Source organism: Limnofasciculus baicalensis BBK-W-15 (assembly GCF_024178385.1).
In the GTDB taxonomy this organism is placed as follows: domain Bacteria; phylum Cyanobacteriota; class Cyanobacteriia; order Cyanobacteriales; family Coleofasciculaceae; genus Limnofasciculus; species Limnofasciculus baicalensis.
The window spans coordinates 1-11,193 of sequence record NZ_JAMZMM010000198.1; the positions used below are offsets into that span (position 1 = coordinate 1).

Consider the following 11,193-nt stretch of genomic DNA (forward strand, 5'->3'; position numbering starts at 1 on the left):
TATTGACTAACCCGCGCAGGCGGGTTTTGTTTGTGTAGATGCGGTTTTAACCGCCATTTAACATTGGTGCAAGATCTCAGTATATCCCACTTACGATTAAAGCAATATCCCCAACTTCTCCAAGAAGTCGGGGATATTAGCCCTATGGAATTTTCGGTTAAATTATACCTAATTAAGCGGCTCGATAGATGTTCCCAATTGGAATCCCAACGCCTTTTTCTTCATGATCTGAAAAATATTGTAAAATCCATTAGCACGGGAAGGAGTCAGACTAACATTCAAACCCATCTCTTGAATAAAGTCAGGCGAAACCTGTACAATTTCCTCTGGAGTCAACCCATTAAGTCCTTCAATCAACAGCGCCACTAACCCTTTTACCAACTGCGCATCAGAATCTCCTTGATACCAAACCTTCCCATCTTCCAGATTAGCCGTAATAAAAACCTGAGACACGCAGCCCGATACCTTATTTTCCGGTGTTTTATCCACTTCTGACATATCCTTCAGCCGCTTGGCATACCAGAGTAACTGCTCGTAACGCTGCTTAGGATTTGTCCGCCGCTTAAATCGATCTACTATTTTAGCGAGAGCATCTGGTAAAGAGGTTGAGGTTGATAACATGCCAATATCTAAGAATTAATATCTATTTCGATACTATATCAGAGAGTTATATCCCGATTCCCGATTCCCCGATAGAGAGGGCGAGTCGATTAGGGTTATCTGTGAGCATCAAAGATTGTAGTAGCGACTCGCCCCTGCGTTACGACTCACAACGGAGAAAGAAACTGTAACAATAGAGAGCCTATACCTAGTAAAGCATTTCCCAGAGAAGGGCGATCGCTAGCTTTTGGTGGATTCTTGGTAATTTCTGCCAGTACAATCAGATTCTGAGATGCTTGGTAACCCGGTGCATTTCCTTGATCGGTAAAAAGTTTACCAGCAATCTGAGCATCTTGAGTAGCGCCACCTTCATCAGAGAGACGCAAACGGGCAATTCCCCGTGCCAGGAAAGCTGCCGCAAAGTCCTCCTTAATGCTGAGAGCTTGGTTATAATTTTCAATAGCCGCCCTGTAATTACCTCTTTCTGCTTCAACTACCCCCCAAGCATAGAAATCTTCTGGCGTACCCGCATAGAGAGGAATGCCAATAGTTCCTTGAATATAAGCCCGATTGAGACTAGTACCGAATAATTGGGCATTCACCAGATAAGCATCTCGCAAATCTGTCCCATCCAGAATCGCACCGCTCAGGTTAGCGCCTGCGAGGTTAGCACCATTGAGGGAAGCTCCGGTGAGATTCGCCTGAGTTAAGTCAGCCCCCATCAAATTAGCACGACTGAGATTAGCACGACTCAAATCTGCCCCACTTAAATTAGCACCTGCCAAGTCTGCTACAACCAAACCCGTACCTGTCAGGTTACATTTGGGACATTCTTTGGTAGAAAGTAGCTGCTGAGTATCTTGCAGATTTTCCGCACTAGCGATGGAGTAGGGGGTATTGGTGAATGCGATCGCACTTATACCGATCGCAGTGAAAAGAGTAGCGGTGAGGTTTGTTCGTTTCATAACACAGTTCGGTGGTGAATGGGCTACGCAATATTCTGAGTAAGTAGGCAGAATTTAACCTAAAATTTATATGGGCTAAGAAACCGGGTTTCTCCCAGAAACCCGGTTTCTGGATATATTTGGGTGTATTATGTTTATTTTAGCCAGGATATGGGTAATGGAACAGCAGATATAAGAATGGGTAATGGGGGATCGGGCTGGTGTAACTGCTTCAAGTACACCATAAATTCGCCTGTATTTTAAAGAATCCATGAAGTTAGCCTTAGCTTGTTGCAGGATACCCAGAGTTTTCCATACAATTGAAGTATTTACCTCAAGCAGGCTAGCAGACGTGCGATCGCCAATCGATAGTCAGGAGGTAAAAGTAACCTAATCGTCCAACTTCCCAGTTGCTTTGCTGAAATTGCTAATTCTACATTTTGAAATTTCTTTACTTTAATATTATCCATTCCTCTATTACCAGCCAGAAACAGCCAACGAGCGACTCGCCTTAATAGAAGACAGGAGTTGACACGACGAGATAAGTTTTACCCAATCCCCAATATGGAGCAACCCCAATGAGACCAATTAGACAAGGTGATGTCATTTTACTGTCAGTACCAGAAATTACTGGTAAAAAGCTGACCCATTTAACCTTAGCAGAAGGTGAAGTGACAGGTCATAGCCACCGAATTAGTAACGGAGAGGCTGAATTATACGACAAAGACGGTACTCTCTATCTGTCCATTCTCTCCAAGAAAGCAACCTTAAGCCACGAGGAACATGAAGCATTACCCATTCCCCAAGGCAATTGGATGGTGCGAATTCAGCGAGAATATGCTCCGCAGAAACGGAATTCACCCACTCCTCCACGAAAAAATGATTCAGAATTTCAGGATAATGTTATCCCGCAAACCCAGGAAAAACGAACTAAAGTATCCGATCGAGCAAAATCCTCCAAACAAAAAGTTGTGTCACCACAAAGCCGCAGTAATCAACCAGGAACATCACCCGATCTAATTGAAGAAATTGTACCCCTACCCAATTCCTCGCCCGATCCCTTTGAAGTGCCTAGAGTAACAAAAGTGGGACAGAATAATTGGCGAGAAGTTGTTGACTAAGCTCGGGATGCTAAAATCAATCAAACTAGGTAATAAGAGCCAAACCGAGATTAGTTCGTAGTAGGGGCTTAAGCCCCCACCGAGATTAGTTCGTAGTAGGGGCTTAAGCCCCCACTACCAACCTATTTTATATTCCACCATTTTGGGTGGATTAGGGTTGGGGAAAGCACCATAGATCTAGAGGCTTAGTATATATAAACCCTATTTTAATTATTTGAGATGGAAGTTGAGAGTAGCTGAAAATTTAGCCCATAGCTAGTCATTACTAGATGAAAAAAAGGCAGATATAATCATGTGGTGGAATAAGCCGAAAACACTGAACGATAAGCAGAAGAATTTGATTGTCGCTACTCATAAAAAATGGAGATTGCTTGCCGATTCAAATGAACCTATCAATCGAGACAAAGCCACTTCTGCTATAAAATCTGCCTACAGCTTACTTGGTAAAGCGGAACCATATATTGTGTTTTTTGATAGCCCTCATGGAGCCTTGGTGGCAGTGACAACTCAACTCGTACAGGAGTTAGATAGTAAACTGATCGAGCAAATAGAGATCCAAATAGCCCAGGGATTTAATAATGAAGGTGAATTACTCAGACAATTAATTGGTCAATTGACTATGCCTTTAAAAAAGCAACTAGAAAAGCATTTAGGTACTCAACTTGCCAGTCAAATCGATAGCAAACTAACAAACGACTTAAATAATAAAATTGATTTAAAAATCCCTATTCAACTGAAAAACCAAATTCTCCAAGCATTGGAATATGAAGGAGAAGAGCAACGGAATAGTCAATTAATAAGCCAACTAGAAAACCAACTGAATAGCCAATTAGTCAAAAGATTAATCCAACAACTAAAGCCGCGAATGCAGCAGTCAAGCACAATCAAAATTATTGACCGTTTGGAAAAATTACTCCAAAAACAAGAATCAAGCCAAATGGTTGGGAGATTGGGAAATCTATTTGTAAAACCTCTATTTTATACCAATAGCATTCATCCAGCACAATGGATTAATCGTGCTAATTGGTTAGATATTGGTATATCAGTATTTAAGTGCAGCTATCCCAAAGAAAACTGGGAGATATTTCAGTCTATTGCTAATAATTGTGGTTGGATTTTCCCCTTTGAAAAGACTTGCATTGTTTGCGAGCGCCCAATTAAACTATCCCGCGATCGCGATCGCACGATCCATGCCGAAGCAGAAGTAGCCCTGCTATTTGCTGATGAATACAGCCTCTACCTCCATCATGGTGTCGTTATCCCCAAAAAATACGGACAACTCCATCCAGAATCATGGCAAGCCGAGTGGTTACTGACAGAAAATAATGCAGAAGTGAGGCGGGTATTACTAGAAGGGATTGGTTACGATCGCATTTGCCAAGAATTAGAGGCGACAGCAGTTGATTCCTGGCGAGAATATACCTTACTAAGAATTGATGAATTTATTGATGATAATGATGGTATGCCTGTTTTTCTGTTAAAAATGACTTGCCCTAGTACGGGGTTTATTCATGCTTTACGAGTACCACCGGATATTACATCGGCTAGGAATGCAATTCGCTGGGTTAATTGGGGAGTCGATCCAGAAAGATTTGCTATTGAATCGTGATGGAAAATTTCTCACTTCTTTTATAAAGACCTGGACAGGAATATTTACACATCTATATTTTTGTAAGTCTCACTGGGAGCGAATTTCAGATTCTATTTTGTGTAATTAATTTTGTCCAACTACTCATTATTTCCGGTTAAACACCTATCATATCTGTAGGGGCAGGTTTGGCGACAAATTATTGCAACTTATAGATATATTTTAAGTCAGACTATAAGATGTTGAAGTGGCTCAGAATGATATGTAAAAATAAAAAAGGTTATTAGCCATCCTTCGGATTTTTCGACCATAGTAGCTGAAACGACGCAATCTCGTCAAGTATTGAGAATTAATCTTAATAAACTTAACGAAGTTAAGGCACTTTCAGCCTTCGCTCATTTGTTACGTTATGTAAATGACTTTCTTTTGAGGGAGAGGGGTTGGGGGTGAGGGGAAAACTGTCTACTCCGGATTTGGACATTCCCCAGGATAATTGATTTTTTCCCTAACTAATGATTCAATTTTCCTTTGCCCCTGCCACCAAAACTTCCAATTCCCGCACCACCCGCTCCAAATCATCAATTATTGGTGTTGATTCATTAGTACGAAAAGCTTCTATCAAAGAACGATAATACCAAAGCGTCCCCTCTTTACCCCCATGAAAACGCTGCCATAATTCTTCCCCCAATAGGCGATAGTCTCTTAAAATAGATTGAGCATTGTGAAGTTTATCAGCGGCTGAAACTAAACGAATGGAAGCTGAGGCAGTGGGAATATGAGCAATATAGGCTTCTTTCCGTTGTCGCCAAGGTGGTTTGCCGATAATATCGGTATCCGTACAACCATCAACAATGTCAGTAATTTTATCCCCAAAACGGCGACGAATTTCCTTACGAGTTGCAGCACCACCTCGATCTTCGATAGCATCATGAAGTAAGGCGGCGATAGCTTCTTCTTCATTTGCTCCATATTCTAAAGCAATACTGGCAACAGCGAGTAAATGAGCAACATAGGGTACACCACTACCTTTACGGATTTGGTTAGCGTGGAGTTGAGTGGCAAAAGTTAATGCCTCTGTAAATCGTTCTGATAGTTTCATTAGATAATTATTAATGTAAAATCACAAGTCAAAATCCTACCACTCCCCACTCCCAATAAAGGGCGAGTCGATTAGGGTTAAAGAGTTTCTGCGATATATTATTATAGCGACTCGCCCGTAGACTGACTCTTTCCCACTCCCCCTTCATAAGAGGAAACCCTACCATGTTAACTAAAGCCAAGTATGACATTACCTGGGAAAAATTACCCGACGACTTTATTTTAGATGATGAACCAGTGGATAATATCAACCAACCTTACCTCGCTGCTGCTTTAACTGAAAGTTTGGAAATTGCCGGAAGACTGCCAGATAATGCTCTGACAATGACTAACTATGGAGTCTGCGCTACCTTCAATCAAAAAATAGTAGTCAAAGCACCGGATTGGGGGTACGTGCAATCTATACGAGTCCCCCGTACCGAAGTAAAACGCAGTTATACTCCGCGTTTGGAAGGAGATATTCCTATAATTGTGATGGAATTTATCTCCGATACCGATGGAGGAGAATATTCTATCAAACCAACTTATCCTCCCGGTAAGTGGTTTTTTTACGAACGAGTTTTAGAAGTTCCCTATTACGCTATTTTTGAACCTGATTCAGGAGATTTGGAAGTTTATCAATTAGATGATTCTGGAAGGTATCACTTGGAAACTCCTGATGCTAATAATCACTATTGGATTGCGCCAATGAATCTATTTATAGGAGTTTGGCACGGAATGCGACAAACTCGCATGGGTTATTGGTTACGTTTTTGGGATGAAAATGGAGAGTTATTATTATGGGGTTCCGAGTTAGTTAATCGGGAACGACAACGTGCCCAACAGGAAAGACAACGTGCCGAACATTTAGCTGCACAACTACGCGCCGCAGGAATTGAACCGGAAGTTTAAGTAGGGAGTGGGGGGAAATTTACTCAGGTGGGTTATCGTATCTATAACCCATCTATTCTATAAATTTGATTCTGATAAACATCTAAATAGTCTATATGCTCGAGACAATGTTCTGTAAATATGCCTAATAAGGAATTATCCTCTAGCGGTATTCCTTGGCAAATATTCCAACAAAGATCTAAACCTGGATTCCAGTATTAGTCTAGGTTTATAAAATCTTTATGCAAGTTTTTTCCACACCCTACATTAAGATATTTTTTAGATTTGAGATTCTGCTTAAGAAGTTGAATTGGATTGCCACGGAATAGTTTAGATCTGAGACCTAGTTTGAGATTCATGATTTTATTTATGTTAAAATTATTGGGTTTACCGTACTTGTAGCGATCGGACAATATCGTAATCTCTAAAGATCATTCTTTGAGTTTTACATTCAATTTGTATGGAATACCACATTTTAGTTAAGACATTAGACAGCTCCAGATTATTTTAATTGTCGCAAAGTTAGAATAACTAAAAAGTCACGCTCAAGTCAAGCTAAGGTTAGCAAAAATTAACAAAGGCAGAATACTTATAAGACCATTAAGGTATAAATACCATAAACATGACAAACGCTATAATTTCAACCAATACAGCTAAGGAGAAAATGACATGGGAGAAATCATCCCAGCCCACGATCCCCATTACCTATACACTTAAAACCAGATAGCATGTAAAACTAGCAGCCATGACAAACCGCCTAGCCCAATCCCAAAGCCTATACCTCCGCAAACACGCAGAAAACCCCATCGATTGGCTCCCTTGGTGCGATGAAGCCCTGGAAAAAGCGAAAACTGAAAATAAACCAATTTTTCTGTCCATTGGCTACTCTAGCTGCCACTGGTGTACCGTAATGGAAGGAGAAGCATTTTCTAATTCTGCGATCGCTCAATACATGAACCAGCATTTTCTCCCGATTAAGGTAGACCGGGAAGAGCGACCAGATATTGATAGTATTTATATGCAGGCTTTGCAGATGATGACTGGTCAAGGTGGTTGGCCTTTAAATGTCTTCCTCACCCCAGATGACAAAGTACCCTTTTATGGCGGAACCTATTTCCCAGTTGAACCCCGTTATGGAAGACCGGGATTTTTGCAGGTTTTACAATCTATTCGCCGCTTTTACGATATTGAAAAAACTAAGCTACAATCTTTTAAAGATGAAATTCTCATAAACCTCCAGAAGTCCATAATTCTACCCAAATCGGACGAGTTAAGCGCTAATTTACTTTGGCAAGGAATGGACGAGAGTACCCGAATTGTGGCAACTAGTAGTTATGGACCTAGTTTTCCGATGATTCCCTATTCAGATTTGACACTGCGAGGCTCTCGTTTTGATGGAGAATCTGACTATGATGCCCGCCAAGCAGTTGCGCAGCGCGGATTAGATTTAGCCAAAGGGGGTATTTATGACCATGTAGCAGGTGGTTTTCATCGCTATACTGTTGATGCTACTTGGACGGTTCCTCACTTTGAAAAAATGCTCTATGATAATGGGCAAATTATTGAGTATTTAGCTAATTTATGGAGTGACGGGATTCAGGAAGCTGCATTTAAAAGATCTGTTGATGGTACTATCCAATGGCTGAAACGGGAAATGGTTTCTCCCCAAGGATTCTTTTATGCTGCTCAAGATGCTGATAATTTTACTAATTCTACTGCTATTGAACCAGAGGAGGGAGATTTTTATGTTTGGAGTTATGGCGAATTAGAGAATTTTCTCACTTCATCTGAATTAGCCGAACTTCAGCAGGAATTTTCCGTTACTCGCGAGGGTAACTTTGAAGGAAAAAATGTTTTACAACGCCGTTACTCTGAAACCTTAACAGATACCTTAGAAGTAGCTTTAGCCAAACTATTTGCTATCCGTTATGGTTCATCTCCAGATAAATTAGAAACTTTCCCGCCAGCGCGAAACAATCAAGAGGCAAAAACAGGTAATTGGCTTGGTCGGATTCCTCCTGTAACTGATACTAAAATGATTGTAGCCTGGAATAGTTTGATGATTTCAGGCTTGGCAAGAGCTTACAGCGTATTTCGCCAACCAGAATATCTGAAATTGGCAATTTCTTCGGCTCAGTTTATTCTGGAAAATCAATGGGTAGATGGACGTTTCCATCGTCTTAATTATGATGGGGAACCTTCGGTATTGGCGCAGTCGGAAGATTATGCACTATTTATTAAAGCACTATTGGATTTACATCAAGCTTCCCTGGGGGTTTCGGAGTGGGGATTGGGGGAGGAGTCTTCCTCTTTTATAAATTATAATTTCTGGTTAGATAATGCTGTCAAAGTTCAAGAGGAATTTGATGAATTGCTCTGGAGTTTGGAACAGGGAGGATATTATAATGGAGCTAGCGATCGTGGTGGAGATTTATTGATTCGGGAACGGAGTTATATTGATAATGCTACACCCTCAGCTAATGGAGTTGCGATCGCAAATTTAGTCCGTTTGGCTTTAGTCACTGAAGATCTAGCTTACCTCGATCGCGCCGAGCAAGCTTTACAAGCCTTTGGTACTGTCATGAATCAGTCGTCGGCAGCCTGTCCTAGTTTATTTACAGCGTTGGACTGGTTTCGCAATTGTACCCTAGTTCGCACGGGGCGCGATCGCATTATATCCCTAATCGCTGAATATTTTCCTGCTACTATATATCAATTGGAAACTAATCTACCAGAAGATGCTGTAGGTTTAGTTTGTCAGGGACTTAGTTGTAAACCGACTCCTGCTACTTGGGATGAGTTACTAGCACAAGTTAGGGAAAGTCAAACTAGAGGTTAGAGTTTGTTGTTTGTTGTTTGTTATTTGGCATTACAACCAGTCATCAATCACCAATCCCTCACAAGCAATCCCTAACAACCAATAACCAATAACCAACAACCAATAACCAATAACCAATATTTGCGAATCTCAGCATTCTGGTCTAATCTAGATTTGGTAATCAATTTAGCAAATTTGAGGAGTAAAACTTGGAACGGACATTTCTGATGATCAAACCTGATGGCGTACAACGCAACCTGATTGGTGAAATCATCCGGCGTTTTGAAGCAAAAGGCTTTACCCTGATTGGGCTAAAGCTGATGAATGTCAGTAAAGAATTAGCAGAAAAGCACTACGAGGTTCACAAAGACAGACCATTTTTCCCAGGACTGATCGAGTATATTACTTCTGGTCCTGTGACAGCCATGGTGTGGGAAGGAAACGGTGTCATCGCCTCAGCCAGAAAAATTATTGGCGCTACCAAACCCCTTGAAGCTGAACCAGGTACAATTCGCGGCGATTATGGGGTAACAGTTGGCCGTAACCTAATCCACGGTTCAGATGCCCCAGAAACAGCCCAAACCGAGATTGCTCTCTGGTTTAAGGATGAGGAATTGGCAAGCTGGCAACCCAGCTTAACCCCCTGGATTTACGAATAAAAAGTTTTGAGTTTTGAGTTAAAAGCTAAAAGCTGTAATTCAAAACTCAAAAGTTAAAAACTCAAAACTCAAAACTCAAAACCCTACTCCCCTTTCTCCACTTCACTTTCCCTCATCGTCTTCTTAGAAGAGAATCCCCACACAAAGACGAGAACAATAGCCAAAACTAGCAGCCATTCCGGTGGCACTAATTCCGGATTAATCGCCCTCACCAATAGTCGAACACCTACGAAGCCAACAGTAATGTAGCCCGCATCTTCAAGATGCTCGTATTCTTGCAGCCACTGGATAAATAGCCCAGCCATAAACCGCAGAGTGATGACACCAATCGTCCCTCCTGTTATAATTAACCAGGTTTGATCGGAAATAGCGATCGCAGTTGTGACGCTATCTAAAGAAAAAGCCATATCAGTGACAGCAATGACAGGAATAGCCTGCCACAGGGAGGTAAACACCGGACCATGGTGGTGATGTTCCTCATCTTCGGAAGAGGTGAAGTACTGAAATACCAACCAAAGGAGATAGGCAGCACCAAGGACTTCAAATTGCCAAAACTGGACAACCCAAGTGGCAGTCAGAATCAGGGTAATTCTCAGGACATAAGCAACTACCAAGCCCAAGTTAAGGGCACGACGCTGGAGTTTGCTCCCTTCCAAACCTCTGGCAATCGCCGCCAGCGCGATCGCATTGTCTGCTGACAGGACAGCCTCTAGCGCGACTAGAACCAGCAGGACGAGAGGGGCTTCAAATCCTACATTCAAAGGGGAGTTAAAAACTTGGTCTGCCATTAAATAGTGATTTTAAATACAAAGTTACAACCATTTTGCGCACCTGCACTGAGAAAGTCAAGCTAATGACTTCTTTAACCTATCTTAACCTATTTTCCGTAATTTTTGCCCAAAAAGCAACAACATTGGATGTACTCAGAAGTTATCGAGCAAGGATTAATCTGACACTTGCGTGAGTTAATCCAATTAGGGTATGGGCATTTCATCTTTCCCCCTACACCCCACACCCTACACCCCATACCCTGTTTAGGTCAGTTCCCTGCCCGATAACGAAAGGATTTCATTCGGTGATAGAATCACCAAATATTCACAAATAAGGAGTGTGTAAACAATGGCTATTTCTGATACTCAAGTTTTCGTAGCTCTAATCTTGGCTCTCATTCCCGGTATCCTTGCCTACCGACTGGGTGCGGAACTCTACAAGTAAGAGGGAATAGGGAGTGGGAAGTGGGGGTTGGGGAGAAAGATTTGAGGCCTAGGTAGCGTTAAGAAGCCATCTGTCCTTGGTTTCAAGCTCCTCCCTTGAGGTAAGCGGTTTTCTCCATTCCCTCTATTCCAACTCCCTACTGGAAGCTCATTAACAGGAACAGAGTCAATCCAGATCAAATAGAATTATCGGTGTTAAGTAAAAAACTTAACAAATCGAAATAAAATTTATCCTAATGAGGGGTTCGGGGAGCGATAAGACCCCCGCCATAATGGTACTC

At 41.7% G+C, this 11,193-nt stretch carries 10 protein-coding genes and 1 pseudogene; 6 read left to right on the forward strand and 5 right to left on the reverse strand.

All coding sequences use genetic code 11. The annotated features are described in order from the left end of the window. Positions 1-168: 168 nt before the first annotated feature. The 3 genes from NJ959_RS18255 to NJ959_RS18265 form a co-directional block, all read right to left on the reverse strand. Positions 169-621 (reverse strand): SufE family protein, encoded by a 453-nt coding sequence (locus NJ959_RS18255; RefSeq protein WP_254013167.1) that lies wholly within the window; start codon positions 619-621, stop codon positions 169-171. Between the two features lie 146 nt (positions 622-767). Continuing rightward, the gene (locus NJ959_RS18260; protein WP_254013168.1) at positions 768-1,565 is read right to left on the reverse strand and encodes a pentapeptide repeat-containing protein; all 798 of its coding nucleotides are present in this window, start codon (positions 1,563-1,565) and stop codon (positions 768-770) included. Between the two features lie 308 nt (positions 1,566-1,873). Then, positions 1,874-2,014 carry a hypothetical protein gene (locus NJ959_RS18265; RefSeq protein WP_254013169.1) on the reverse strand — a complete coding sequence of 47 codons (141 nt, stop codon included), beginning with the start codon at positions 2,012-2,014 and terminating at the stop codon, positions 1,874-1,876. A 108-nt stretch (positions 2,015-2,122) separates the two neighbouring features. Between NJ959_RS18265 and NJ959_RS30740 the strand changes: the two are divergent. Then, positions 2,123-2,392, forward strand: a pseudogene (locus tag NJ959_RS30740) (DUF8820 family protein); the annotation flags it as partial. 565 nt (positions 2,393-2,957) lie between these two features. Next, positions 2,958-4,274, forward strand: a complete 1,317-nt coding sequence (locus NJ959_RS18275) for a DUF6745 domain-containing protein (RefSeq protein ID WP_254013171.1) — start codon at positions 2,958-2,960, stop codon at positions 4,272-4,274. A gap of 496 nt (positions 4,275-4,770) precedes the next feature. Here NJ959_RS18275 and NJ959_RS18280 read toward each other — a convergent pair whose 3' ends face one another. Beyond that, positions 4,771-5,352, reverse strand: a complete 582-nt coding sequence (locus NJ959_RS18280) for an HD domain-containing protein (protein ID WP_254013172.1) — start codon at positions 5,350-5,352, stop codon at positions 4,771-4,773. 164 nt (positions 5,353-5,516) lie between these two features. Between NJ959_RS18280 and NJ959_RS18285 the strand changes: the two genes are divergently transcribed. From NJ959_RS18285 to ndk, 3 genes are all read left to right on the forward strand, one after another. Continuing rightward, the gene (locus tag NJ959_RS18285; protein ID WP_254013173.1) at positions 5,517-6,242 is read left to right on the forward strand and encodes a Uma2 family endonuclease; all 726 of its coding nucleotides are present in this window, start codon (positions 5,517-5,519) and stop codon (positions 6,240-6,242) included. Between the two features lie 724 nt (positions 6,243-6,966). Further along, entirely contained in the window at positions 6,967-9,060 is a 2,094-nt protein-coding gene (locus NJ959_RS18290; RefSeq protein WP_254013174.1) for a thioredoxin domain-containing protein, read from the forward strand. Between the two features lie 188 nt (positions 9,061-9,248). Continuing rightward, positions 9,249-9,698, forward strand: coding sequence for a nucleoside-diphosphate kinase (ndk, locus tag NJ959_RS18295; RefSeq protein WP_254013175.1), 450 nt, complete (start codon positions 9,249-9,251; stop codon positions 9,696-9,698). A gap of 83 nt (positions 9,699-9,781) precedes the next feature. Here ndk and NJ959_RS18300 read toward each other — a convergent pair whose 3' ends face one another. Beyond that, positions 9,782-10,486 carry a TerC family protein gene (locus tag NJ959_RS18300; RefSeq protein ID WP_254013176.1) on the reverse strand — a complete coding sequence of 235 codons (705 nt, stop codon included), beginning with the start codon at positions 10,484-10,486 and terminating at the stop codon, positions 9,782-9,784. 331 nt (positions 10,487-10,817) lie between these two features. Here NJ959_RS18300 and psaM point away from each other — a divergent pair, with 331 nt between their 5' ends. After that, complete coding sequence (psaM, locus tag NJ959_RS18305) at positions 10,818-10,913, forward strand: photosystem I reaction center subunit XII (protein ID WP_254013177.1); 96 nt, start codon at positions 10,818-10,820, stop codon at positions 10,911-10,913. The last annotated feature ends 280 nt before the right edge of the window (positions 10,914-11,193 follow it).

What these genes read in the sequence shown, in the direction of transcription:
- NJ959_RS18260 (WP_254013168.1), bottom strand. Translation starts at nt 1,565, where the DNA reads ATGAAACGAACAAACCTCACCGCTACTCTTTTCACTGCGATCGGTATA.
- psaM (WP_254013177.1), top strand. Translation starts at nt 10,818, where the DNA reads ATGGCTATTTCTGATACTCAAGTTTTCGTAGCTCTAATCTTGGCTCTC.
- NJ959_RS18265 (WP_254013169.1), bottom strand. Translation starts at nt 2,014, where the DNA reads ATGGATAATATTAAAGTAAAGAAATTTCAAAATGTAGAATTAGCAATT.
- NJ959_RS18280 (WP_254013172.1), bottom strand. Translation starts at nt 5,352, where the DNA reads ATGAAACTATCAGAACGATTTACAGAGGCATTAACTTTTGCCACTCAA.
- NJ959_RS18285 (WP_254013173.1), top strand. Translation starts at nt 5,517, where the DNA reads ATGTTAACTAAAGCCAAGTATGACATTACCTGGGAAAAATTACCCGAC.
- NJ959_RS18300 (WP_254013176.1), bottom strand. Translation starts at nt 10,486, where the DNA reads ATGGCAGACCAAGTTTTTAACTCCCCTTTGAATGTAGGATTTGAAGCC.
- NJ959_RS18275 (WP_254013171.1), top strand. Translation starts at nt 2,958, where the DNA reads ATGTGGTGGAATAAGCCGAAAACACTGAACGATAAGCAGAAGAATTTG.
- NJ959_RS18290 (WP_254013174.1), top strand. Translation starts at nt 6,967, where the DNA reads ATGACAAACCGCCTAGCCCAATCCCAAAGCCTATACCTCCGCAAACAC.
- NJ959_RS18255 (WP_254013167.1), bottom strand. Translation starts at nt 621, where the DNA reads ATGTTATCAACCTCAACCTCTTTACCAGATGCTCTCGCTAAAATAGTA.